Origin of the sequence: Vibrio sp. V09_P4A23P171 (genome assembly GCF_963875615.1) — a bacterium.
Taxonomy (GTDB): domain Bacteria; phylum Pseudomonadota; class Gammaproteobacteria; order Enterobacterales; family Vibrionaceae; genus Vibrio; species Vibrio anguillarum.
In genome coordinates this window covers 16,067-41,477 of sequence record NZ_CAWNMR010000012.1, presented here as the reverse complement: position 1 = coordinate 41,477, position 25,411 = coordinate 16,067, and the positions used below count along the sequence as shown (strand labels likewise).

General features: G+C 43.5%; 27 protein-coding genes. 9 read left to right on the top strand and 18 right to left on the bottom strand.

All coding sequences use genetic code 11. The annotated features are described in order from the left end of the window. Window positions 1-73 precede the first annotated feature (73 nt). The 15 genes from ybgF to cysS form a co-directional block, all read right to left on the bottom strand. Window positions 74-850, bottom strand: coding sequence for a tol-pal system protein YbgF (gene ybgF, locus AACT23_RS05875; protein WP_094127166.1), 777 nt, complete (start codon window positions 848-850; stop codon window positions 74-76). A gap of 15 nt (window positions 851-865) precedes the next feature. Beyond that, entirely contained in the window at window positions 866-1,405 is a 540-nt protein-coding gene (pal, locus tag AACT23_RS05870) for a peptidoglycan-associated lipoprotein Pal (protein ID WP_013856577.1), read from the bottom strand. Between the two features lie 30 nt (window positions 1,406-1,435). Beyond that, complete coding sequence (gene tolB, locus AACT23_RS05865) at window positions 1,436-2,773, bottom strand: Tol-Pal system beta propeller repeat protein TolB (protein WP_088718023.1); 1,338 nt, start codon at window positions 2,771-2,773, stop codon at window positions 1,436-1,438. 27 nt (window positions 2,774-2,800) lie between these two features. Further along, on the bottom strand, window positions 2,801-3,871 hold the full coding sequence (gene tolA, locus AACT23_RS05860) for a cell envelope integrity protein TolA (protein WP_094127164.1): 1,071 nt from the start codon (window positions 3,869-3,871) through the stop codon (window positions 2,801-2,803). A gap of 12 nt (window positions 3,872-3,883) precedes the next feature. After that, a complete protein-coding gene (gene tolR, locus AACT23_RS05855; RefSeq protein ID WP_094127162.1) occupies window positions 3,884-4,327 on the bottom strand; it encodes a protein TolR in 444 nt (147 codons plus the stop codon). 3 nt (window positions 4,328-4,330) lie between these two features. Further along, entirely contained in the window at window positions 4,331-5,014 is a 684-nt protein-coding gene (gene tolQ, locus AACT23_RS05850; protein ID WP_013856573.1) for a protein TolQ, read from the bottom strand. Beyond that, on the bottom strand, window positions 5,004-5,423 hold the full coding sequence (ybgC, locus tag AACT23_RS05845; protein WP_017042272.1) for a tol-pal system-associated acyl-CoA thioesterase: 420 nt from the start codon (window positions 5,421-5,423) through the stop codon (window positions 5,004-5,006). The genes tolQ and ybgC overlap by 11 nt, the downstream gene beginning before the upstream one ends. Window positions 5,424-5,602: 179 nt before the next feature. Next, window positions 5,603-5,905, bottom strand: coding sequence for a cyd operon protein YbgE (gene ybgE, locus AACT23_RS05840; RefSeq protein ID WP_013856571.1), 303 nt, complete (start codon window positions 5,903-5,905; stop codon window positions 5,603-5,605). Beyond that, entirely contained in the window at window positions 5,898-6,005 is a 108-nt protein-coding gene (gene cydX, locus AACT23_RS05835) for a cytochrome bd-I oxidase subunit CydX (protein WP_000270284.1), read from the bottom strand. Before cydX ends, ybgE begins: the two co-directional genes overlap by 8 nt. An 11-nt stretch (window positions 6,006-6,016) precedes the next feature. After that, the gene (gene cydB, locus AACT23_RS05830; protein WP_013856570.1) at window positions 6,017-7,153 is read right to left on the bottom strand and encodes a cytochrome d ubiquinol oxidase subunit II; all 1,137 of its coding nucleotides are present in this window, start codon (window positions 7,151-7,153) and stop codon (window positions 6,017-6,019) included. Between the two features lie 17 nt (window positions 7,154-7,170). Then, window positions 7,171-8,757 carry a cytochrome ubiquinol oxidase subunit I gene (gene cydA, locus AACT23_RS05825; RefSeq protein WP_029189795.1) on the bottom strand — a complete coding sequence of 529 codons (1,587 nt, stop codon included), beginning with the start codon at window positions 8,755-8,757 and terminating at the stop codon, window positions 7,171-7,173. A gap of 472 nt (window positions 8,758-9,229) precedes the next feature. Further along, window positions 9,230-10,234, bottom strand: coding sequence for a Holliday junction branch migration DNA helicase RuvB (gene ruvB / locus AACT23_RS05820; RefSeq protein WP_017042275.1), 1,005 nt, complete (start codon window positions 10,232-10,234; stop codon window positions 9,230-9,232). Next, entirely contained in the window at window positions 10,231-10,851 is a 621-nt protein-coding gene (ruvA, locus tag AACT23_RS05815) for a Holliday junction branch migration protein RuvA (protein WP_013856566.1), read from the bottom strand. The genes ruvB and ruvA overlap by 4 nt, the downstream gene beginning before the upstream one ends. A gap of 100 nt (window positions 10,852-10,951) precedes the next feature. Further along, window positions 10,952-11,473, bottom strand: coding sequence for a crossover junction endodeoxyribonuclease RuvC (gene ruvC, locus AACT23_RS05810; protein WP_013856565.1), 522 nt, complete (start codon window positions 11,471-11,473; stop codon window positions 10,952-10,954). Window positions 11,474-11,554: 81 nt separating this feature from the next. After that, entirely contained in the window at window positions 11,555-12,937 is a 1,383-nt protein-coding gene (cysS, locus tag AACT23_RS05805) for a cysteine--tRNA ligase (RefSeq protein ID WP_094124411.1), read from the bottom strand. 179 nt (window positions 12,938-13,116) lie between these two features. On the opposite strand from cysS, the gene AACT23_RS05800 reads away from it, so the two are divergent. From AACT23_RS05800 to AACT23_RS05785, 4 genes are all read left to right on the top strand, one after another. Next, a complete protein-coding gene (locus AACT23_RS05800) occupies window positions 13,117-13,611 on the top strand; it encodes a peptidylprolyl isomerase (protein WP_010319203.1) in 495 nt (164 codons plus the stop codon). Between the two features lie 36 nt (window positions 13,612-13,647). Further along, a complete protein-coding gene (gene lpxH / locus AACT23_RS05795) occupies window positions 13,648-14,382 on the top strand; it encodes a UDP-2,3-diacylglucosamine diphosphatase (protein WP_019280922.1) in 735 nt (244 codons plus the stop codon). A 103-nt stretch (window positions 14,383-14,485) separates the two neighbouring features. After that, window positions 14,486-15,700, top strand: a complete 1,215-nt coding sequence (locus AACT23_RS05790; RefSeq protein ID WP_094127160.1) for an EAL and HDOD domain-containing protein — start codon at window positions 14,486-14,488, stop codon at window positions 15,698-15,700. Window positions 15,701-15,767: 67 nt separating this feature from the next. Continuing rightward, window positions 15,768-16,238, top strand: a complete 471-nt coding sequence (locus AACT23_RS05785) for a YchJ family metal-binding protein (RefSeq protein WP_141195541.1) — start codon at window positions 15,768-15,770, stop codon at window positions 16,236-16,238. A gap of 56 nt (window positions 16,239-16,294) precedes the next feature. Here the strand turns inward: AACT23_RS05785 and AACT23_RS05780 are convergent, their stop codons facing one another. After that, on the bottom strand, window positions 16,295-17,296 hold the full coding sequence (locus tag AACT23_RS05780; protein WP_094124386.1) for a porin: 1,002 nt from the start codon (window positions 17,294-17,296) through the stop codon (window positions 16,295-16,297). A 512-nt stretch (window positions 17,297-17,808) separates the two neighbouring features. Between AACT23_RS05780 and dinG the strand changes: the two genes are divergently transcribed. Genes dinG through rsmS form a run of 4 tightly spaced genes read left to right on the top strand, consistent with a single transcriptional unit; the run spans window position 17,809 to window position 21,434 of the window. Next, window positions 17,809-19,884 carry an ATP-dependent DNA helicase DinG gene (dinG, locus tag AACT23_RS05775; RefSeq protein WP_094127156.1) on the top strand — a complete coding sequence of 692 codons (2,076 nt, stop codon included), beginning with the start codon at window positions 17,809-17,811 and terminating at the stop codon, window positions 19,882-19,884. Between the two features lie 53 nt (window positions 19,885-19,937). Continuing rightward, the gene (locus tag AACT23_RS05770) at window positions 19,938-20,717 is read left to right on the top strand and encodes a sulfite exporter TauE/SafE family protein (protein WP_094127154.1); all 780 of its coding nucleotides are present in this window, start codon (window positions 19,938-19,940) and stop codon (window positions 20,715-20,717) included. Continuing rightward, window positions 20,714-21,262, top strand: coding sequence for a primosomal replication protein PriC (gene priC / locus AACT23_RS05765; protein ID WP_010319211.1), 549 nt, complete (start codon window positions 20,714-20,716; stop codon window positions 21,260-21,262). Before AACT23_RS05770 ends, priC begins: the two co-directional genes overlap by 4 nt. A 1-nt stretch (window position 21,263) precedes the next feature. Further along, the gene (gene rsmS, locus AACT23_RS05760) at window positions 21,264-21,434 is read left to right on the top strand and encodes a pleiotropic regulatory protein RsmS (protein ID WP_013856554.1); all 171 of its coding nucleotides are present in this window, start codon (window positions 21,264-21,266) and stop codon (window positions 21,432-21,434) included. Between the two features lie 34 nt (window positions 21,435-21,468). Here rsmS and AACT23_RS05755 read toward each other — a convergent pair whose 3' ends face one another. Next, window positions 21,469-23,586 (bottom strand): methyl-accepting chemotaxis protein, encoded by a 2,118-nt coding sequence (locus AACT23_RS05755; RefSeq protein ID WP_017050380.1) that lies wholly within the window; start codon window positions 23,584-23,586, stop codon window positions 21,469-21,471. 225 nt (window positions 23,587-23,811) lie between these two features. On the opposite strand from AACT23_RS05755, the gene xthA reads away from it, so the two are divergent. After that, entirely contained in the window at window positions 23,812-24,621 is an 810-nt protein-coding gene (xthA, locus tag AACT23_RS05750; RefSeq protein WP_094127152.1) for an exodeoxyribonuclease III, read from the top strand. Window positions 24,622-24,733: 112 nt separating this feature from the next. Here the strand turns inward: xthA and AACT23_RS05745 are convergent, their stop codons facing one another. Beyond that, window positions 24,734-25,411, bottom strand: coding sequence for an ABC transporter permease (locus AACT23_RS05745; RefSeq protein WP_094127150.1), 678 nt, complete (start codon window positions 25,409-25,411; stop codon window positions 24,734-24,736).

Sequence of the window (25,411 nt, the reverse complement as noted above, 5' to 3'; positions counted from 1 at the left end):
TCAAAAGCGATTCATAAAATAATGCCGTCGAAAAAGAGGCCGCAAGGCCTCTTTTTATTAACTCAAATTGCTATCAATTCAAATTCTCTTTAGCAACCTTGGCAGACGCACTTGTAGGGTATTCATCCACAACTTGCTGATAATACTTATTTGCTTGCGCAGTATTATTATTGCGCTTGGCAATATCACCTAACTTAACCAGCGCATCAGCACGTTTATTGGAGTCACTGTAAGTGAGCACGGCGGCAAAACTTTGCGTCGCTTCTTTATCCTGCTTTTTCGCAAAATAGAGCTGCCCTAACCAGTAATGGGCATTAGACGCAAAATTAGAATCTGGATAATCTTTTTGAAACTGTTGAAACGCTGCAATAGCACCACTGTAATCCCTTTTCTTCAGGATCAAATCAACCGCATTCTGATAGGCAGTTTGTTCATCAACATTGCTGCTAAACGTTCCTGCAATATCAGTGTCCGTTGTCGGCTGTGACGAACTTTTGGTTGTATTCTTCATTTCGCCACGTACGCGATCTAACTCGATAAAGAGTTCACGCTGACGCTGCAACATTTGCTGCATATCGTAGCTATTACGCTCTAACTGGCCACGTAGTTCGCTGATTTCAAGTGCCATATCATCGAGCTGCTGCTGCATTTTGAGTTGAACGCTATTACGGTTTTCAAGCAGACGTTCAAGACGTTGTACATTAGATTCAGATGATGATTGTTGAGCACGAGATGTGCTTGCTGAAGAGCTATTGCTAAGATCGGATACTGGAGCTGGTGCAGCGAGTACTTGACCCGCTGCACTTGCCAGTAACGTAAGCGTTACAATTCGCTTTAAGTTACTGAACATGAGGCGATTCCTCGATTAGTATACGAGAACCGCGCGGCGGTTCTTCGCATACACTTCTTCAGATTGACCAAGAAGAAGTGGCTTCTCTTCGCCATAGCTAACGATCGAGATTTGGTCAGCTTGTACACCTAGCGCTTGTAGATATTTCGCTACAGCTTGTGCACGACGCTCACCTAGCGCGATGTTATATTCAGGCGTACCACGTTCGTCAGCATGGCCTTCGATGGTAACTTTCATTGCTGAATTTTTGCTTAGGTAAGCTGCGTGTGCAGCAAGCATATCTTCGTAATCACCAGCAATTGTCGCGTTATCAAATGCGAAATAAATGGTTTGAGTTTCACGAAGAGCTTGTTCCTTTAGCTCTTGTTCAGAGAGTTGGCCATTCGCATCAATTGGAGAAACTACAGTTGTATCAACGCTGTTTGCTGAACCTGAAGTAGACTGGTTAGTTTGAGTACCAGAAGCGTTTGTCGCTTCATCGCTTGAACTACATGCAGTTACTGCAAGTACTGGTAGCGCAATCAGTAGCCCTTTAAGAACTTTATTAAGTTGCATTTTTTTTCCTTACTTTTTGATACTTACTTGCTATAAAAACGGAGACCACGCAGGAGCCCTAACGCGACCATTTGTTGCCGGTAATCTAGCTTTGAAACGCCCATCTATAGACACCATCGAAAGTACATTCGCTTTGTTATAAATAGAACTGTATATGACCATACCACCATTGGGTGCAATACTTGGAGACTCATCGAGCAAAGTCTTTGTTAGAATTTGCACTGAACCAGTTTCCAAATCTTGTTTCGCCAGATTAAAACCCGAATTACTTCGGTTTACCATGACAAGGAATCGACCATCAGGCGTTATTTGTCCACCTAAATTCTGGCTGCCTTGCCATGTCAGACGATTGGTAGAACCGTCTGATAAATTTACTTGATATATCTGTGGTTTACCACCCCGATCCGAAGTAAATATTAGCGATTTACCATCAGGATGCCAGAACGGTTCTGTATTATTTGATCTGCCACTCGTTATTTGTTTCAGCTTCTTGGTTGCCAAGTCCAGAGTATAAACCTGTAAGCTGCCCGTTTTAGACAACACCAAAGCGAGGGTTTTCCCATCTGGCGAGAACCTCGGTGCCCCATTATGGCGTGGGTACGAGGTCACTTTCTCTCTTTCACCAGTATAAATATTCATGATGAATATTTCCGCTTGGCCGTTTTGGAAGCTCACATACGCCAGTTGCTTACCATCAGGTGACCAAGTCGGTGACATCAAAGGCTGTTTTGAACGAAGTACTAAACGTTCATTGTAACCGTCATAGTCAGCAACCCTTAGCTGGTAAGGATATTGTTCATCGTCGTTGACCACCACGTAGGCAATACGAGTGAGAAACGCACCCTTATCACCCGTGAGTTCTTGATAGACCAAATCTGAAATTCGATGCGCATACTCACGCATTCGGTTTGCTGGTACGGTGGCAACTTTATTGAATAAAACATGATCTTTAGAAAGCACCAACTGTCCATCGTTACTTAATGCTTTGCTTTGGCCTTGTGTCAGTTGACCACGCACTACATCTACCAGTTGGTAGTTGATGACATAGTTACCTTCTGCATTTTGCGTAATGCTACCTGTGAGCAAAGCATCAACACCAATACTGGTCCAAGCATCAAACTTCACATCGGTTTCATTGTAAGGCGTTTGTGGCATTTTGCTGGTCGCAATCGGGCTGAATTTACCACTACGTTGCAAATCTGACGCGATCACCGCAGAGACATCCTGCGGTAATTTTGTTTTGCCTTCCCACTTAAACGGTACGATAGCAATCGGCCTTGCTGAATTAATGCCGTCGGTGATCACAAGCTCCAATGCGGCGTTGGCGAGCTGTACACTACTTGCGATGACAAGTAGGCATCCTAACATCAATCGCTTTAACACAAGCTTTTCCTTTTAATTTGGTTCTACAGTTAAATTAATGTCTTTCAATTGATTGACTACATCAAGATCATCTTTGGGCAGCGGAAACGTCCCCACCTGCGCCACAGCACGTTTTGTCGCCGCGCATAACCTTGAGTCACCATCAATAATGCTTAGATTACCGACTATTGCTCCAGTTCCCGTTGGAATGAGCCGTAGGTTCACTTTGCACTGTTTACTTTTAAAACTGTCTTCAATCAGCAAATTTTGTTGAATGAGCTGCACATAAATTTCTCCATATCGCTGAGCTTCACTCATTACAAATTGAGAACGAGCTGAACTATTTTGCTCTGCTTCTGTTTCTAACCCAGAAAAAATGTTATTCAGCGCCGCTTCTTGTTCTTTGCGTTCACGCTCCAATCTCTCTAGACGTGCTTTCTCTTTTTTTGCATTTTCGGCCGCTTTCTTCGCCTCTTGTTCTTTGGCTATTCGCTCTTTCTCGGCTCGCTCTGCTGCTTCTCGCTCTTTACGAGCTTTCTCTTTAGCTTGTTCTGCCTCTTTTTCACGGGCAATGCGTTCTTTTTCCGCTTTCGCAATTTCAGCCTCTTTAGCGATGCGCTCCTGTTCTGCTTTTTTTACCGCTTCTTCTTTTATCTTACGTTCCGTTTCCGCTTTTACCGCTCGCTCTCTTTCTTTACGAGCTCGTTCTTCTGCCACTTTACGCTCTTGTTCTTTTTCGGCACGTTGCTTTTCAGCTTCTCTGACCGCTTTCGCTTCCTGAGCTTGTTGTTCTTTTAGTTGGCGAATATTCTCTTCTTCCGCCTTGCGGTTTTTTTCCAACTGCTCACTTTCGCGGCGTAACTTATCCAGCCGATCCTGCTCTTTTTTGGCAGCAGCTTCACGCTGGTTACGAATTTGCTGGGCTTGTTTTTGTACCAGTTGTGGATCAATCACCACAGCTTGAACCATCTGCCCTGCAGGCTCGGGCTTAATTAGGTTAAAATCCGAACCCCATAACAAAGCAATGATCAACACTATATGCAAAATAGCCGAGATAATGATGGGCTTTTTGTAATCGCTTTTTTTGGATTTATGATCTTTCATGAACAGTACAAACTATCCTTTAATTTCGGTTAGCAGACCTACTTTTGAAATGCCCGCACGATTCAATTCATCCAGAACCAGTATCACTTCTGCATAAGGCGTTGCAGCATCACCGCCAACCGCAACCGGTGAATCCGGTTTCAACGACAATTCAGCTTTGACTCTAATGATGACATCTTGCAGCGAAAGACCCCGCTCGACTTCCTCATTATTTACGCTCAACCCGAGACGACCTTCTTTATCTATTTCCACGATGATAAAACTACTATCACTGTCGCCTTTCAGATCAGCCGCTGACTTTGAAGTGGTGGTTTTAGGAAGCTCGACATCAACGCCTTGAGTGACAAACGGCGATGTCACCATAAAAATAATCAGCAACACGAGCATAACGTCGATATAAGGGACAACGTTAATCTCAGCTGTCAACTTGCGTTTTTTACGCTGGTAACCCACCATCGTCTATTCCCTACCAGCCATCGCTTGGCGGTGAAGAATGCTATGAAATTCTTCAGAAAAGGTGGCGTAATTATGCTCTAATTTGCTGACTTTATTGCTCAACCTGTTGTAAGCCATCACCGCAGGAATAGCCGCAAATAAACCCATGGCGGTCGCAATCAGCGCCTCTGCAATACCAGGAGCCACCATTGCTAACGTCGCTTGCTTCACCGCACCTAACGCAATAAATGAGTGCATGATTCCCCATACCGTACCAAATAATCCAATGTATGGGCTGATAGAACCCACGGTCGCTAGAAATGGCAGACTGGTCTCTAACTCGTCCACTTCCCTTGCGACAGCAACTCGCATCGCACGTCCCGTCCCTTCCATAATGAAATCGGGTGAAGTGGCGTTAGTCTTGCGTAAACGTGCAAATTCGGTAAAGCCAGAATAAAAAATCTCTTCTGTACCCAAAAGTTCATCTTTACGCTTTTTAACATCTTGATAAATAACGGATAAGTCAGTACCAGACCAAAATTTGTCTTCGAAAGCATCAGCGTTCTTTTCTGCTTGGGAAAGGACTTTACTACGTTTGATGATCATCGCCCACGAAACGATAGACATCCCCAAAAGGATTAGCATCACCATCTTGACCAATAAGCTGGCTTGCAAAAACAGATCGAGAATTGAGATATCAGCAGTCACTATGGGTTAACTCCAAAATTATTGATTGAGGCATCGCTTTTGGCCTCATGTTCTGATTGTCGATGCATGCTACCTTAACTATTGCTTTACACAATACTTTACCTTCAGGATTGACGAGCTCTTGACAGAAGATCAGTGAGGCTTTTTTCAATGCCGAAATCACAGTATTTATCGTCAGCATATCGTCTAAACGTGCAGCTTGTAGAAAATCGATGTCAACGTGCCTGACCACAAAACCAATGTTCTGCTGCAAAAGCGTCTGCTGAGACACTCCAACTGCGCGTAACATTTCAGTTCGGGCTCGTTCAAAGAATTTAAGATAGTTTGAGTGATAGACGACACCACCAGCATCCGTATCTTCATAGTAAATCGTTACAGGCCAATGAAAGGCTGAGGCTGTATTTTGCACAAAGGTTCCAACACATATACAGATTTAGGCGGATACTATAACGCAACTCATTGACGTTAGTACAAGCATTGAGTGGACTTTTACAAAACTTGAAACAAAAAATTAGTGCTGTCTCAAAGAGGCAGCACTAATGTGGGTCGTTAATCAACCTTCGACAGGTTATTCATACACAGTAAATATCAAACTAGTCGAATAATCGTTAGGTAAATTAAGATCGATAATGAAATGTAGGGGCTAAACAATAATTGCCAAAACCATTTGCGTGGTCTAAAGCCAACACCAAAAACCATACTTGCACACAGCGCCCATATCATGAGTGGTGAAATAACCGCGTTAAAACCACCAATGCTCTGAGAATACAGCTCGGGATCCCACATAATCATGGCGATATGATAAAAACCAAGCAAGAGCGATAAGACTCTGAGCAGAGTCTTATCAACCAGTTTATGGTACTCAGTGACTTGCATTGCAAGTTTACTCACTGTCTTTGTCCATCATTTCAGAATGCTCTAACCAAAGAGCGTTGATGATGCCAAATGCACAAGCTAAAAGCACGCCTAGAATCCATGCGAAATACCACATATCTATGCTCCTTAGTAAAGTGAGTTTTTGTTTTCTTCAATAAACTTGCTATCAAGACGACCAAACATCTTGTAGTAAGTCCAAGTGGTGTAACCAAGAATGATAGGTACCATTACAAAAGCGACCACTGTCATTAAGTTCAACGTCAATTCACTCGATGTTGAGTCCCACATGGTCAAGCTGTTACTTGGTACTAAGCTTGAAGGCATGATAAATGGGAACATCGCAAAACCAGCGGTGAAAATCACACCCGCATTGGCTAAGCTAGAAGCCAAGAATGCGAGACCACCTTTTTCAAAACGCGACGCCAACACAGCAAGTAGTGGCATGGCAACACCCAAAGCTGGTGCGATCCATAGTAATGGGTAAGCGTTGAAATTAGCCATCCACGCCCCCGCCTCACGTATCACTTCTTTATTGAGTGGGTTTGATGCGGCATGTGTATCAATGACGCTGGTAATCACGTAACCATCGATGTTTTGGATCCAAAACCCTGCAGCGACGAAAGTAACAGCAACCAACAAGCCCATTAGTTGAGCGACGCCACGAGCGCGTGCATGCAGCTCATCGGTGGTTTTCATCTGTAGCCAAGCGGCGCCTTGTAAAATAATCATAAACAAGCTGACTAAGCCGCAAAGCAGAGCAAATGGGTTCAACAGACCAAAAAATGAACCGTGATACGTTGGCATCATGAAATCACTGAGTTGGAATGGCACGCCTTGTAGTAAGTTGCCAAAGGCAACACCAAAGATGACTGGTGGTACAAAGCCACTAATTGAAATACAGATATCCCAAGTATTACGCCACTTTGGATCTTCAATTTTTGAACGGTAATCCAAACCAATCGGACGAAGCCATAATGCAGCCAATGTAACAATCATAGCCAAATAAAATCCGGAAAATGATGTCGCATAGACTAACGGCCAAGCCGCAAACAGTGCACCACCTGCCGTGATAAGCCAAACTTGGTTACCATCCCAGTGTGGAGCAATAGAGTTGATCATGACACGACGCTCACTGTCATTCTTACCAATGACGGGAACAAGAGCACCAACGCCCATGTCAAAACCATCTGTGATTGCAAAACCAACCAGCAGTACGCCGATCAGCACCCACCAAATTAGTCGCAAGATTTCGTAATCAAACATTATTCTATCTCCCTGCCTTATGCTTCGACTTGACGGCTAACTTTGTCTTCAACAGAGTTTGCGTTTTGCTCAAAGTGATAACGACCAGTTTTCAGGCTGCTAGGCCCTTTACGAGCAAATTTAACCATCAGGTAAACTTCAGCAATCAAGAACACAGTGTACAGTGCAAGAATCGCAAACAATGAGGTCCATAATTCGCCCAGAGTTAGCGCAGAAGCGGCAACATTGGTTGGCAATATTTCACCAACAGCCCATGGTTGACGGCCATATTCAGCAACAAACCAACCTGCTTCAATTGCAATCCACGGTAGAGGAATACTGAACAAGGCGGCTTTAAGTACCCATTGTTTTTGCTCAATTTTCTGACGACAAGTTTGAATAAATGCTGCACCAAAGACAAATAGCATCACAAAACCAACACCGACCATCAGACGGAATGACCAAAATAGTGGCCATACGGTTGGAATTGAATCATCGGCGGCGGCTTGAATTTGCTCTTCCGTTGCATCGCTCACTTTATCGGTATAACGTTTTAGCAATAAGCCGTAGCCCAAATCGCCTTTCACTTCTTCAAAAGCGGCAATGTTTGCTGGCGATTTTTCGCCTGCACGTAATTTCTCTAACAGTTCATAGGCATACATACCGTTACGAATTCGGTCAACGTGTTGATCGCGTAGATCGCGTAACCCTGTGACTTCGGTATCCAGTGAACGTGTAGCGATAATACCCATCACGTACGGAATTTTTACTGCATAATCGGTGTGCATGGCGTCTTGGTTAGGCAAACCAAACAGTGTAAATGCAGCCGGTGCAGGTTCCGTGTGCCACTCGGCTTCAATCGCAGCCAGCTTCACCTTTTGAACTTCACCCACTTCATATCCTGATTCATCACCAAGCACAATCACGGACAAAATAGCGGCCATGCCGAATGATGCAGCGATAGCGAATGAGCGGCGTGCAAACGCAACGTCTCGACCTTTCAGCAAGTAATATGAACTAATACCAAGAATGAACATCGCGCCAGTGGTGTAACCAGAAGCTACGGTATGCACAAATTTCACTTGAGCGACAGGGTTGAAAACGACTTCAGCAAAGCTGACCATTTCCATACGCATAGTTTCAAAATTGAATTCTGCGCCAACTGGGTTTTGCATCCAACCATTCGCAATCAAGATCCAAAGTGCCGAGAAATTGGACCCCAGAGCAACCAACCAAGTCACGCCCAAGTGCTGGCGTTTTGATAGTCTATCCCACCCAAAGAAGAACAAACCGACAAAGGTTGATTCTAAAAAGAAGGCTACAAGTGCTTCAATCGCAAGAGGGGCGCCAAAAATGTCACCTACATAGTGGGAATAGTATGACCAGTTTGTACCGAACTGGAACTCCATAGTGAGGCCAGTGGCCACCCCAAGGGCAAAGTTAATACCAAAAAGCTTACCCCAGAACTTTGTCATGTCCTTATAGATTTGCTTATCAGTCATTACATACAAAGATTCCATGATGGCTAAAAGAAAAGCCATACCTAGAGTCAATGGAACGAACAGGAAGTGATACATCGCTGTCAGTGCAAACTGCAACCGCGATAGATCAACGACGTCAATCATGGTAACTCCTTTGTGCCGGCTGAATGACACTTTTGACATGCTAAACGGGTTAAAATTCCTCAAAATCCATCAGTGATATAACCTCATCAAATGTTGAAAAATATCAGAATTTTGTTGCAAGCATGTACCGTTATGGTTAGTTAATTGTTAAGCATCAGCTAATATAGCTGGGACTAATACTACTTCTAAATGCAGGTTGTTTCAAAAGATTTATGGGAGAAAAACGCCTTGATTTACATCAATTTTCACGCGGCAAATCTGAACAAAAAAAGAACAAAATGATCCACATCAAAGGAAGAATGAAATTGTTGTGAGTATTTAGTGAAAGGGATAGAAATTAATACAACGAATCACACAGAGAGTTAACAATACACCTCACATCATTAACTCTTTAGTGATAAGGAAATTATCATAAATAAGATGTAGTTCACACTTTGTGCTTACCACCTAAAAATGACGATGAGGTGTAAACTTATTTTTCAATTCCGAAGTGAAGATAGGCGCGATCGGTCGCCATTCGTCCTCTTGGTGTCCGTTGTAAATAACCTTGTTGGATAAGAAAGGGTTCTAACACATCTTCAATGGTATCTTTTTCTTCGCCGATTGCAGCGGCTAGGTTATCGAGACCAACAGGTCCACCGCCAAATTTGTCCATAATCGCTAGTAATAGCTTTCTATCCATATAGTCGAAACCTTGGCTATCAACATCCAACATGTTTAGCGCTTTATCTGCAGTCTCTATACATATGTGCCCGTTGCCTTTCACTTCAGCGTAATCTCGAACTCGGCGCAATAAACGGTTGGCAATCCGAGGCGTTCCCCTTGCTCTCCTTGCCACTTCAAGTGCACCATCCGCTTCCATCGACAATCCTAAACAGTCCGCGCTTCTTTGCACTATGTACTGTAGATCATCAATTTTGTAATACTCAAGGCGCTGTACAATACCAAAGCGATCACGCAAGGGTGAGGTTAACGAGCCAGCGCGAGTTGTTGCCCCAATCAGCGTAAAAGGGGGTAAATCGATTTTAATGGACCGAGCGGCTGGACCTTCGCCAATCATTATATCGAGCTGGTAATCTTCCATTGCGGGATAAAGAATTTCTTCAACCACCGGACTTAATCGATGAATTTCATCAATAAAAAGAACGTCGTTCTCTTCAAGGTTAGTCAGTAATGCCGCCAAATCGCCTGCTTTTTCCAATACCGGACCAGAAGTTGTGCGGATATTCACTTCCATCTCATTGGCAACGATATTGGCTAATGTTGTTTTTCCAAGCCCTGGAGGGCCAAAAATCAGGAGATGGTCGAGTGGTTCGCTGCGCATTTGTGCCGCTTTAATGAAGATTTCCATTTGATTGCGTACATGATCTTGGCCACGATAATCCGCTAATTTTTTGGGACGAATCGCGCGATCAATAATATCTTCATCTTTAAAAATAGGGCTATCAGGAGCAATTAAGCGATCAGCTTCAATCATACCATTGCTCTCAAGGCTTCTTTAATCAGCGCTTCACTGGTCATGTCAGCTTTCATTACTTGTGCCACTACTTTAGAAGCTTGTTGAGGCTTATAACCCAAAGAAAGTAACGCACTGATAGCTTCTTCTTCCGCATTGCTCGTGAGCGCTTCCAAGGAATTGTTATCGACTGGTGCAGCGTCAGTAGCGGGAGTGAAGAGGTCACCGGCTCCCCAACCTTTCAGCCTATCTTTCATCTCAACAACCAAACGTTCAGCGGTTTTTTTACCCACGCCAGGAAGCTTAACTAATGTGGAGATATCTTCACGCTCAACGCATGAAACAAATTGACCGGCCGTCATGCCGGACAAAATACCCAAGCCTAATTTTGGCCCTACGCCATTCGCTTTAATCACTTCACGAAATAAAGCTCGCTCTTTTACCGTGTTGAAACCATATAAAAGCTGCGCATCTTCTCGGACCACAAAATGGGTATAAATGACCGCTTCTTCGCCCAATTTAGGGAGTTCATAGAAGCAACTCATTGGCATTTGAACTTCATAACCAATGCCAGCGACTTCAATCAATAGCTCTGGAGGTTGCTTTTCAATCAGAATGCCGCGAAGACGTCCAATCACAGGAAATTCCTTAGAGAAATGAGGTTATTTGACTCGGATGATAATAAATAACTGGATGTATAGCCAGTAGAAAAATACCACCCCGCTCGAGATCGGTTTTTCAGCGATATCGGCCTTTTTTAGCACTGCTTGCCCGCCCAGCTAACGCAATCAAGGTTTTATTGGTATTCGCATGACAAATTGCCACACCCAAAGCATCAGCGGCATCCGCTTGTGGCTTAGCCGATAATTTGAGCATTTGCTGGACCATATGTTGCACCTGCGCTTTATCAGCACTACCCGTACCAACTACAGATTGTTTAACCAGTCGAGCGGCATATTCATAGACTGGAAGATCCGCATTCACCGCCGCCACAATAGCACTGCCCCTTGCTTGCCCGAGTTTGAGTGCTGAGTCCGCATTCTTTGCCATAAATACTTGCTCGATGGCAAAAACATCAGGCTGAAACTGTGTGATGATTTCCGTCACGCCAGCGTAAATTTGCTTGAGCCGCCCAGGTAACTCTTTTTCGGAGGTACGAATACATCCACTACCAAGATAGTACAAATATCGTCCATGCTGCCTGATCACACCATAACCTGTGATTCGCGAGCCGGGATCTATACCTAAAATAATTGACATGAAAACCTTAATCGTGGACGAAAAACAAAATGGGCTTAACCAATAAAGTTCAAGCCCATCATCGACAAGTTAACTGCCTGATTATTTACGACGCCAAGTAGTCCCACTTGGGCCATCTTCTAAAATGATGCCGAGTTCGTTCAACTTATCGCGTGCCACGTCAGCATTAGCCCAATCTTTTGCTGCACGTGAGTCATTACGCAGTTTGATCAAAGCTTCAATCTCAGCCACTTGTTCGTCGCCATTAGTGTCCCCTTTAAGAAACGCTTCTGGATCTTGATGCAAAATGCCAATCACATCGGCAAGCTCACGCATAAGTGCGCCAAGAGCGCTGGCTTGCTGAAGATTTTCTGTCTTCAACTTGTTGATATCACGTGCCATATCAAACAATACGGAATAAGCCTCTGGCGTATTAAAGTCATCATTCATCGCTATCGTAAAGCGACTGACATACTCTTCACCGCCCGCAACTGCTACGGTTAAATCCAACCCTCTCAACGCTGTGTATAGACGCTCTAGCGAGGCTCGCGCTTGTTTTAGGTTATCTTCGCTGTAATTTAATTGGCTACGATAATGGCCCGACATCAAGAAATAGCGCACCGTTTCCGCATCATAGTGAGCAAGTACATCGCGGATTGTGAAAAAATTCCCTAATGATTTAGACATTTTTTCTCTATCCACCATCACCATGCCACTGTGCATCCATGTGTTCACATAGGGAGTGTCATGTGCGCAGCATGACTGAGCAATTTCATTTTCATGGTGAGGAAACTGCAAATCAGAGCCTCCACCATGAATATCAAAGTGGTTACCCAAAATCGCTGAATTCATCGCCGAACATTCGATGTGCCAGCCTGGGCGTCCTTCTCCCCATGGGGATTCCCAAGTGGGCTCTCCCGGCTTCGACATTTTCCACAACACAAAATCAAGTGGGCTACGCTTAGCAAGATCAACATCAACACGAGCGCCCGCTTGAAGCTGATCGAGATCTTGTTTGGATAACTTGCCGTATTCGTCAAATTTGCTGACTTCAAACATCACATCACCATTAGAAGCAACGTAAGCAAAACCGCGTTCAATCAGTCGTTGCACCAAGCCTATGATTTCTTGGATATAAGCGGTTGCACGAGGCTCGACATCTGGACGTTTCATATTCAATGCATCGAAATCTGCATGCATGTCTGCTATTAAGCGCTCGGTTAGCGAATCGCAAGATTCACCATTTTCGGCAGCACGTTTAATGATTTTGTCATCAATATCAGTGATGTTACGCACAAATGTAAGGTCATAGCCTAAGTAGCGCAAGTAGCGAGAAATCACATCAAAAGAAACGAAGGTGCGACCATGGCCAATATGACAGAGATCATAAATGGTGACTCCACAGACATACATACCCACTTTGTTGGCATGAATTGGTTTGAATTCTTCTTTTTGTCTAGTGATTGAGTTATATATTTTCAGCATGATCTCTATCTAATAACTGTTTGAACTAAAATGGCTTCACAGTATAACAACTCTAGCCTAGCTTGGTCATCCTTATTCTCTCGCAATAATACGGCCCCTAAAGACATTTGTTGATTTGAATGTGTCCAAAGTTCAGTTAAAATCCGGGCCTCAACGAAAAATAGATAAAGGTAACTATCATGATCATCCTTCACACGAATTTTGGTGATATTAAAATTCAACTTAATGAAGAAAAAGCACCAGAAACAAGCGCAAACTTTCTACAGTACTGCCGTGACGGTTTTTACGATAACACTCTGTTCCACCGCGTTATCGATGGATTCATGATTCAAGGCGGCGGCATGACCTCTGGCCTAAAAGAAAAAACAACTCGCGCAACGATTAAAAACGAAGCCAACAATGGACTAAGCAATAAGATCGGTACTCTTGCCATGGCGCGCACTATGGATCCACACTCTGCAAGTTCTCAGTTTTTCATCAACGTGAACAACAACACATTCCTAGATTTTCGTTCAGAAAGCCGAGATGGCTGGGGCTACTGCGTGTTCGCTGAAGTGATCGAAGGTATGGATATTGTGAACAAAATAAAAGCCGTGAGCACAGGATCTATGGGCATGCATCAAGATGTTCCACTAGAAGAAGTGTTCATTTCTGGCACAACCATCGAAGAGTAACGGTAAAAGGAGCGCTATGCGCTCCTTATTTTTATTATGCATACACTATTTATTTCTGATTTACACCTAAGCCCTTCTCGACCAGATATCACCGAGTGTTTTATCCGTTTCATGCGCGAAGAAGCCATTCATGCCGATGCACTGTACGTGCTTGGCGATCTTTTCGAATTTTGGATAGGTGACGATGATAATTCACCTTTCGCCAACCAAATAAAATCGGAATTTAAACAACTGACTCGCGAAGGGGTTGCTTGCTATTTTACTCAAGGAAACCGCGACTTCTTGCTTGGCAAACGATTTGCGAAAGAAACCGGAATCACTCTTCTCCAAGAAGAACAAGTAATTGACCTTTACGGAAAAAAAGCCGTGGTGTTGCATGGCGACACACTCTGTATTGACGATATAAAGTATCAAGCCTATCGAAAGAAGGTTCACCAGCCTTGGCTACAATGGGTATTTAATCGGCTGCCATTTTTTGTAAAGGTTCGTATTGTGGGTAAAGTACAGTCGGGCATCCATAATGATAAGCAAATGAAATCTATGGATATTATGGATGTTACACAAAGTGAAGTGGATAGAGTTCTGACCCAGTATGGGGTCGATTTAATGATTCATGGCCATACTCATCGACCAGAGATTCATCACAGAAATCAACTTCATGGCACCGCAACGCGAATTGTTTTGGGTGACTGGTACACCCAAGGTTCAGTCTTAGTCTATGCTAATGATGGTTACGAACTGCAAACTCGACCTTTTAGTTCTAAAAACTGACGCCAAGTCGCACTCTGGTACTAATTGGTTTAAGTGGTCGAATCAAAAGTTAAGCTATAATAAGTATAATCAATAATATCAATAATTAGATAAGAGTCTTGCCTTGAAATACTCCTATATCGCCAGACAACCCATACTCGATCGTGACCGAAAAACTATCGGCTACGAGCTGCTATTTCGAGACGGTCCTAAGAACACCTTTCCAGATATAGACCCAGACTTAGCAACGAGCCGGTTACTCTCTGATCATTTTTTATCCACTCATTACAATACGCTGGGTAAGCATTTAGGGTTTGTCAATTTTCCTTATCAAAGCCTGATTAACCTCGTGCCTACGCTTTTTCCTGCGCAAAACTTGGTCGTTGAGGTATTGGAAGATTGCGAACCAACTTTAGAGTTATTAGAAGCAATTAAAAAGATGGCGAAGCTTGGTTACCGAATTGCGCTTGATGACTTTGTACCCAGTTCAGGCTGGCTCGTCTTCTTCCCCTATGTGTCAATTATCAAATTTGACATCCGTATCGTTCCCCTTGAAAAAGCCGCTCGCTTTATTCAAAAACTTGGTGCGACGAAAATTGAGTTCCTTGCTGAGAAAGTAGAAACCTATGAAGAGTTTAAGCAAGCTAAAAAGGCGGGCTTTACCTATTTTCAAGGCTACTTTTTTAGCAAACCAGAGATGTTACAGCGCAAAGCGTTAGAGCCTGCATTTCTTACTGTGGTGCAACTGTTCAAAGAAATAGCCAAATCTAACCTCGATTACAAAGCCATTGAGGAGCTTGTCGCCACCGACCTGACCCTGTCTTATAAACTGTTAACCTTTGTTAACTCATCCGCGACAGTCAGTTCAAAGATCCATTCATTTAAACAAGCGCTGATCTATCTCGGTGAACAACGATTGAGAAAGTTTATCTCCTTGGTTGCGATTGCTTCGACGCAAGAATCTAAACCGGATTATTTGTATGGCTTATCCATTCAAAGGGCAAGATATTGCGAGCTGATCGGTGTGAAAGCAAAAATGAACGTTGAACCCGGTTCGGCCTTCCTGACAGGAATGTTTTCGCTACTCGATAGCCTACTTGATCAACCTTTAGAAAGTATCATGGAAGAGATGCCTATCGACGAATACGTTAAACTTGCACTAATAGAAGGGAAAGGAGAGTTAGGTCTGGTACTTGAATTAACTCGAGCTTATGAACAGGCTGACTGGCAAAAGGTTGAGAAAATTGCTCATGCATTAAGTATCGAAGAGCCCGTGGTGAAAGAGTGTTACAACGAAGCTGTGAAATGGACAGCCGATTTACTGGGTGTCCACTCCTGAGTAGACATCGAGTTTAGATCTCCTTAAACTTCCCCGTCTTATCTGCATGGGCAATTTGAGAGGATTTATGAACCAATGCTATTGTGGTAGCCATTTAGATTACCAACACTGTTGTGAACCAATCCACAGTGATTCAGCTTTAGCCATCTATCCAGAACAACTGATGAGAGCCCGCTATAGTGCCCATGTTCTAGGCTTGGTTGATTTTGTCATCAATACCTATCATCAGAGTTGCAATGCACCACAGCAACGCGACGCGATTGAAGAATCAATCAACAGTCAATGGTGTGGGCTAGACGTCATCTCCGCAAGTATCCGCAACAACGAAAATGAAGGCTTCGTTCATTTCAAAGCCTATTACACACAGAATCAACAGCAATTTTGTCTGCAAGAACGTTCACGATTTATACGAGAAAATGGTATCTGGTTCTACATTGACGGTGAATTTCCACAGGAGAACACACCAACGAAGCTAGGACGAAATGACCCATGTCATTGCGGTAGCGGCAAGAAATTTAAGAAGTGTTGTGGGTCATGATATAAGAAATAAGGCCAATCATACGATTGGCCTTATTTTATAGGGGAAGCTTTCGATTAGAATTTGTAGAATGCAGCTGCGAATACATAAGTCTCTTCGTCTTCACCTTTCTTAACATCTAGGTCTTGACGAATATCGATACCCATGTCGATCTTGTCGCTATGAGTATACATAGCAGCAACGTTTACATAACTACGATCGATATCTTCTTTTCCGTCTTCTTCAGTGGTGTTGGTTGCATAACCAGCAGCAAGTGTAACACTATCAGAAACAGCGTAACCAGCAGATAGGTAGTAACCAATTTTCTCTAAATTAGTAGTATTGTCTTTAACATCAGTTGCACCTTCATCGATCCAGAAGTTTGCACCGATAGTTAGCGCATCGCCAAGCTTAGCATTACCAGAAACAGATGTAACATTGTAGTCAGCATCATCACGAGTCTCATAACCAGCATAAACGTTGAATGAAGACTGTTCGATACCTACATAACCGTTGTAAGCAGTATCAGCCTTTTGACGATCATCGTCCGTTTCAGAGGTAGAAATACCGTAAGCAAAACCCGAAGTAGAACCTTCGAATTTAATTACATTGAAGCCATCAGATGCATCACCAGCTGAGGCGCCGAATTCGTACGTTTGGTCACCAGCACCATCAACTTTATCTAGAGCTGTATCATTTTCCCAACCTAATGACAGAACACCAAATCCAGTATCAAAACCAAGCCATGCTTTATCTACATCTGTTGCTGGACCTGATTGAATCGGTTGTTTAGCTTCGTCAGTACTGTAATTCATTTCCAAGTCAACTTCGAGATAACCCAATAGTCGGTTATTTTTGTAGTTAACAGCTACAGTTAGTGCAGTAGCCCAATCATCATACAGAGCATCAGTTTTTGTATCGTAATAACCACCAATGCCCCAAGCACCTGAAACAGAAAACTGATCTTTATGAACTGGATCAAATTCGAATACTGGTTTGGCGTTTTGAGAAGTAGTTTCCACTGCGAATGCTGACGCCGAGATACTCGCAATAGCTAGTGCTAATAATGTTTTTTTCATGTTAATCCACTGCCTTTTCTTATGTATGGGAATTCCTTATCCGGTTCCCTTTGTTTTTGCTGACAACTTCCAAATTTAAACTCGGTTCGTTGCCGCCATTAAATCTCAAGGATTAGATTGCAAAAGATTATCCTGCATGTCAAATATCCTAAAAAATAAACAAAAATAAAGGTAAAAATAATTAAAAACATATAGTTACATGATATTTTCATAAAATTACGGGTGACTTCCAAGCAAAAACATCACTCAATCTAAAAACTAACAATCATGAAACATCAGAATTAAACACCAATAAAATTTAGTTTGGCAAGATTAAATAGATATTGAGGTCATCATTTAACCGAATAGGTAGCTTTATATTTTTCACAATAAGAATTAAACATAAGTTCCTGAAGGTTCAGTTTTTTTTTGTGAACAAGATCTAGATTTGATCTAAAAGCATACGATTTCGTGAACTGCGTATCCTTTAGTGAACTGTGCTAGACTCGGCACTCTGCTATTTAGGTCTGTATATGCTTACAACAAAAATCCAAAAATCCATTCGGGATAGTTATCAAAACCTGCAATTTCAGCTCGAAAACTTCATTCCTCGGCGAGGACAAAACTATCTCGTTGCTGAGATTGCAAAAACATTGTGTGGTTCATATCACAAGTCCAACCGAATCTTGATTGCTGAAGCGGGTACAGGAATAGGGAAATCACTCTCCTATTTAATGGCGGCGGTTCCTGTTGCAGTGTTGAATAATAGAAAGGTTGTTGTTTCGACAGCCACAGTGGCACTTCAAGAACAGCTGATCAGCAAAGATTTGCCTTTATTTAGACGCATCACTGATCGTCAATACTCTTTTATCCTTGCCAAAGGACGTCAACGATACTGTTGCACCGAAAAACTCGCGGCTGCGTGTGGGGTAGATGGATCACAAATTGCTCTGTTCGAATCAAAGCCACAAAAAAAAGACGTTGAATTATTCACCACCATGTATGAAAAACTGGCTCAAGGAAAATGGAACGGTGATCGCGACTCGTGGCCAAAAGCGATTAAAGATGAGTTATGGCAACTGATTGTTAGTGATAAGCATAGTTGTAATGGTAGCTTTGCTGGCCACAGAGATTGTCCTTTTCAAAAGGCGCGTTCAGAACTGGATAAAGCCGATGTCATTATTGCCAACCACAGCTTGGTCATGGCGGATGCTGACCTTGGCGGTGGTGTCATTCTGCCTGAGCCCGAAAACACCATTTACATTTTTGATGAAGCACACCACTTACCTCATGTAGCACGAGATCACGCTTCAGCGTCCGCAAGCTTGAAAGGCGCAGCTAGTTGGTTAGAAAAACTCAATCAATCCGTAACCAAGTTTTCAAGCTTAGCCGAAGAAAAACGAGTGGCACGTTTTCGTAACGAACTGCAAGAGACACTGCAACAACTTATCCCAGGCTTGAGCCAACTGACAAAGCAGTTTGTACCCGAACAATTTGAAGAAAAGCGATACCGTTTTGAGCATGGAGAACTGCCACAATGGCTTGAAGAAGAGTCTAAAACCTTGAAGCGGCTCTCTCAAAAAGCCAATCAATCTGTCGCTAAAATTGCGGACTTGATTGCTGAACGAGTTAAAGAAGGCGAACTCGCCGCTCGGTTGGCAGAACCAGCACTGACTGAATTAGGCTTTTATATTCAGCGTTTAGAGAACCTTGCCCAAGTATGGCTGCTGATGGCGGAGCCCAAGCGAGAGAAAGGAGCCCCTTTGGCACGTTGGCTTGAAATTCACCCTGAACGTGAAGGTGATTTCATTGTTAACGTTTCACCGCTAGAAATTGGTTGGCAACTTGATCAACAGATCTGGAGCCGCTGCATAGGCGCAATCTTAGTCTCCGCGACGATGCGAGCTCTTAACTCGTTCAGCTACTTTTGCTCGCAAGCAGGGATCAGTGAAAAGGCAGAAGATGGCACACGTTTCCTAGCACTCGCTTCACCGTTTGATTATCAAAATCAGGCCGAGTTACTCATTCCAGCAATGCGTTTTGAACCGCAAGCGAAAGAGTATACTGATTATCTGGTAGAGCGGCTCGCTGAGTTTATTCAGCCAAACAAAGCTAATTTAGTGCTGTTTGCTTCTTACTGGCAAATGCGCGAAGTGGCTGAAAAAATATCAACAGATTTTGTTAAACGAGGCTGGGCGCTGCAAGTCCAAGGTGAAATATCACGCACAGAAATTCTAAATAAACATAAAATGCTAGTGCAGTGTGGTAAAACGAGCGTAATGTTTGGCACCAGTAGCTTTTCGGAAGGGCTAGACTTACCAGGAGAACTTTTGGAGAATCTGGTGATCACAAAAATTCCGTTTGCCGTACCAACCTCTCCAGTTGAGCAAGCTCACGCCGAATACATAGAGAAGCGAGGCGGAAACTCTTTTATTCAGATAACCGTTCCTGAGGCCAGCAAAAAGCTGATCCAAGCCGTCGGGAGATTGCTGCGCAAAGAGCGTGATTCTGGTAGAGTCGTGATTCTCGATCGCCGAATCGTTTCAAAACGCTACGGAAAATCATTATTGGACTCGCTTCCTCCATTTAAAAGAACAATAGAATATTAGCTAGGGCTTAACACTACGCCCTTTCATCTCATTACTCAGGGCCGATTTTATTCATGGAATTTGTTGAGCCAACCACTTTGATTGTGTTGGCGCTTGTTGCTTTTATTGCTGGCTTTATCGATGCAGTCGCTGGCGGCGGTGGCATGCTTACTGTACCCGCGTTATTATCAATCGGTCTTCCGCCGCACATCACACTAGGAACGAATAAGCTGGCGGCAACATTTGCCTCATCAACTGCCGCATTAACCTACTATCAGAAGAAGTTGTTTCAACCAAGTTGCTGGGTCAGAGCTTTCATTGCCACCTTAATTGGCGCAACCATAGGTACTTTTGCTGTCGATGCGATCAGCACCGATTGGCTACAAAAAGTGCTGCCGCTCATTATTCTAGCTGCCGCTATCTATACGATATGGCATAAAACACCACATGCACACCAGAATGTCAGCCCGCCTCCCTGCCCTGTACTTCACAAAAAGCAGTATGCGCAAGGCTTGATACTTGGATTTTATGACGGGCTGGCAGGGCCGGGGACTGGCGCATTTTGGACAGTCAGTTCGATGGCGTTATACCGACTCAACATTTTATTGGCCTCTGGCCTTGCTAAAGCGATGAATTTTACCAGTAATGTAACGTCATTGGTTACCTTTGCCATTTTGGGGCATATTGACTGGGTGCTGGGACTGACTATGGGAGTTTGTTTGATGGCTGGAGCTTTTGTTGGCGCACATTCAGCGATTCGTTTCGGCGCTAAATTTATTCGTCCGGTGTTTGTGAGTGTGGTCAGTGTGCTTGCAATCAAGCTGACTTATGATGCGTGGTTTGCAGGCTTATGAACCATTTTTCTCAATTGAAGTCCTTAATTGAAGAGTTAAAACAACAAGCCGCCAGTGTTGACCGAACTCGTGGTGAACACCATCAGGCTCTGTTTGATGAGCGCCTGTTCCACTGTAAAGCGCACTTATTAATCCCTTGTGTTATGGAAGCAAAAGCGACCTTTGACTCCATCGTGCGCGAACAAGAGAGCCAACGGCTAACCAGTCAACGAGCTCAATATCTAACCGATCGACTGCTTGCACAAATTGCGGCAATCCAACGCGAAATATCGACAGTATCGATCAGAAAAAGTGAGCCCAAGCATCGCAGCTATTATCGCAAACCGATCAACGCGTTATATCAAGAGCTGGCCCAGCACCAAGAATGGGAGCGAAGGCTGATGGATATGGTGAGAGAAAAAGAACTCGGACTCAAGCAAACTTCTGCTGTTAGTCAGCAGCAAGCACAAAAAGCGTTATTAACGGTAGAGCAACGGCTCAAGCGTTGCCAAGAAGCTAAGGCTAAGATCGAAAAACAAATTACGTTCAGGGAGAAAAACCAATAAAATGAATGATCCTACTGTACCGCTAGACGGTGCATCTGAAGAGATAAAGCTCGCTGTCGATCTCATCTACTTATTAGAAACCAATCAGATTGAACCACACACCGCACTTGAAGCGCTGAAAATCGTACAGCAGGATTTATTGCGTAAACTGGATGATACTGCGAGAGAGTAAGAAGCAAACATCTACTTCTTACTCTTTCCAGCCGTTAGACTTTAAATTGTCCAACCAACTGTTGTTGCTTGGCCGAGAGTTGGCTTATCTGAGCACCAACCGATTCTGATTCACCGACCAGTGTCAATATCTGCGCGCTAAGATCACGAATATTGGATAGGTTGAGGTTGACTTCACCAGAGACGGCTTGCTGTTCTTGGGCCGCTTTTACAATCTGGCTATTCATATCGTTAATTGCTGAGATGGATTCAAACACTATTTCTAATTCAGCAACGGCCTTTTGAACTTGCATCGCAGTTCCATTTGCTAACGCGTTTCCTTGCTGGATCACCTCAACTACGCCCTCAGTACCTTGTTGGACTTTTTCTATCACTTTGCGTATTTCACCCACAGAGTTCTGAGTCCGCTGGGCCAAATTACGTACCTCATCGGCGACAACAGCAAACCCTCGCCCTTGATCTCCGGCCCGAGCCGCTTCTATAGCCGCATTTAATGCGAGCAAATTGGTTTGCTGTGAAATTCCCTCAATGACCGTTAAAATTTCGGTAATATTGATATTGTTTTGAGCCAACTCTTCAACAACCGGCACCGCATCACTCATTCGCACCACCAGCTTATGCATCTCAGCTTCAGAGGCACGGATGACATCCTGCCCAGTCAGTGCGGAGTGATTAGCTTGCGAAGCGGCTTGCACCGCAGCCTCGGCATTTTGCACAACGAGACTTGCTGTTTGTGTCATTTCTTCAGAGGCAGTCGCCACCATATCCATCTCTTTAAATTGAGACTCACTACGGCTACGCGTTTGTACGGCAGACTGCCGTGCCTGTTCAGTCGTTTGAGCTACTTGGTTCGCACTTTCTACGATCTGCTGAATGATAGCCTGTAATTTGTCTAAAAACTGGTTAAAGCCGCGTGCCAAATCACCGATTTCATCATGACTACTGATGACAAGCCGCTGAGTTAAATCCCCTTCGCCAGAAGCAATATCTTGTAACCGCTCCACGACCGCTCGAATAGGTTTCACAATTTGGGTTGCAGCTAACGCAATGATTGCGAGCCCTAAAAAGACTAGCAATGCGCCGACTAATAGCTCCGCTCTAACGCCATTCTCTACCTGTTGAGTAATGATTTGATCCAGTTGATTGGCATCAGCTAGCACACTCGATGTCGGCATTTCAAAAACCACGCCCCAAGTCTGGTTCGCCACCTGAATAGGAGCAAAGACAGACAACCACTGCCGATCTGAATTCCATTGAGAATGGACTTTACCCTCGGCTAGAAGATTGGCAATCTCCTTTGTAGTCAAGACTGAATCAGCCAGTGGCGCGCCTAAGGTTAATTCACGCTCATCAGTCGCAATAAGCGTGTTATTTAAGCTGACAATAAAGACCTTACCATTACCGCCAAATAGACTTTGATCTGAACTCAGTGCAATCGCTACCAGTGGGCTAAGTTTTAAATCGATGCCAAAAAAGCCAATCGCAACGCCATCAATCAAAATGGGCACAGAGAGAGAAGAAGTAAGAAACGTTTCATTGTCTTGAATCACAATTTTAGGCGATGAGATACATGCACTAGCGGTTGTTAACGGGCAGGCGAAACGCTCACTGTTTCCTTCATCCTTCAATGCCACTTCGCTTAATACATTTGCCACAACATTTTCACCATTGGAGGACGTTATCCAGTATGCAGCGAATCGACCTATTTCATTTGAGCCTACATAGTCAGCATTCTGGTAGTTGTCATCCTCGCTATCGAGCAAATTTGGCTTAAAGACGAGATAAGCCCCCTGAACATTGGGATAATTGACTACCGTCTTGCGAACCATTTCATCTAAAGATGTCCTTAACGCTTCGCTTTCACCAAAATTTTCTTCGGTATTTGATTTGAAAAACAAGGCCGTATCAGCAAGCATTTGAGCCCGATACATGGCTTCACTGAGATATTCAGATACTTCGGTGGCATTGAGCAGCGCCCGAGTTTCTAATAACTGCTGCGATTTATTGATCACAGAATCTGAACTTTGTTGTTTTATTGCTTGTTGGTTATTCACTGCGTTATAAACAGAGAAACCAATGAGAGACAATGACGTAATTAGCAGGCAAAGGCCGGCTAAAAGGGTTATTTTCCATTGAACCGAAAGTGTTCGCATACTACATCCTTATGCTGCGCTAATAGGGTTTTCAGACGAAATGGTGACGACTTTAATTAGAGCATATTGACTTGAGAGATCAATCGTAAGTTTACATAAATGTTAATAAAAATATCCTTTCTGACTATTCAAAAAATTTACGTATTACAATTGATTCGCTTTTCGTCTTGTCCTTGCGCCTTGAAATGGTAACATCTTGCGCACAACTCATCTTAAGGATCCCTTATGAAAGTCATCAGTTTTAACATCAACGGTTTGAGAGCTCGCCTTCATCAACTGCAAGCGATTATTGATAAGCATCAACCTGATGTCATTGGACTTCAAGAAATCAAAGTACACGATGACGCTTTTCCTCTTGAGGATGTTGAAGCCATGGGCTACCACGTCTATTTCCATGGTCAAAAAGCGCATTATGGCGTCGCCATGTTGTGCAAGAAGGAACCCATTTCAGTACAGAAAGGCTTTCCTAGCGATAATGAAGATCATCAAAAACGCATGATTATGGCCACTTTTGAAGATGACAACGGCCAAAAAACAACCATACTCAACGGCTATTTTCCTCAAGGGGAGAATATTTCCCATGAAACAAAATACCCCTATAAGCGTCAGTTTTATAAAGATCTAATGGGTTACTTAACGACACATCATTCCCCTGACGAACAAATAATTGTAATGGGAGACATTAACATCAGCCCTATCGACTTGGATATTGGGATTGGTGAAGCCAATAGAAAACGCTGGTTGCAAACGGGAAAATGCTCTTTCCAACCTGAAGAGCGCGAATGGTTACAAACTTTAATGGACTGGGGTTTTGTTGACACATTCCGTCAGTTAAATCCGGATGTAAATGATCAATTTTCGTGGTTTGATTATCGCTCACGCGGCTTTGATGATAACCGCGGGCTACGAATCGACGTCATTTTAGCGACCCCGAACCTAGCAAAAAAATGCCAAGAAGTCGGCATCGACTATGAACTTCGAGGAATAGAAAAACCTTCTGATCACGCGCCAATTTGGTCCAGTTTTTCTTTGTAGGAACAGAAAGTAACGTGCCAATAAGAAGCGCGCATTCAGCGCGCTTCTTATTTTAATCTATGCCTTGATTATAGAAACAAACTCGGTACAACAAATTGCTACTCGCAGCCCTTCAGCTTAATGGGCGCAAATAAGCTAAGAAGCGTTTTTCAGCCTGTTTAAAGCAGAACAAAATAATGAAGGTCAAGCCCATATAGAACAAACCTGCGGTTAAAAATGACTCGAATGGAGCATAATAACGAGAGTTCACTAAACGCGCAGCTCCCGTTAAATCCATAATGGTAACAATACCAGCAACCGCAGAACCGTGGAGCATGAAGATAACTTCATTACTATAAGCGGGCAGTGCGCGCCTTAACGCACTCGGTAGAATAATTCGTCGATACGTTTTCCAAGTACTCATTCCGTATGCCTTCGCCGCTTCAACTTCCCCTTTAGGCAACCCATTGATCGCACCGCGAATAATTTCAGCCGTGTAGGCGGACGTATTGAGAACAAAAGCAACCAACGCGCAAAACCAAGCGTTTTCCCACAAGGTATCTTTCACCGGGAAAAATTGATCCATTCCATAGTAGATGAGATAAAGCTGGACTAATAACGGTGTACCACGAAAAAAGTAGGTATAAGCCCATGCTGGAGTACGAATCAAATAGTTGTGGCTATTTCTAGCAATCGCTAAGGGGATGGCAAGGCTCAAACCGATAATTAACGACAACCCCACCAGCCAAACCGTTGTCCACAGCCCACTAAAATAAATTGGTAGGCTTTGAGTAATAAGGGAAAAATCCAT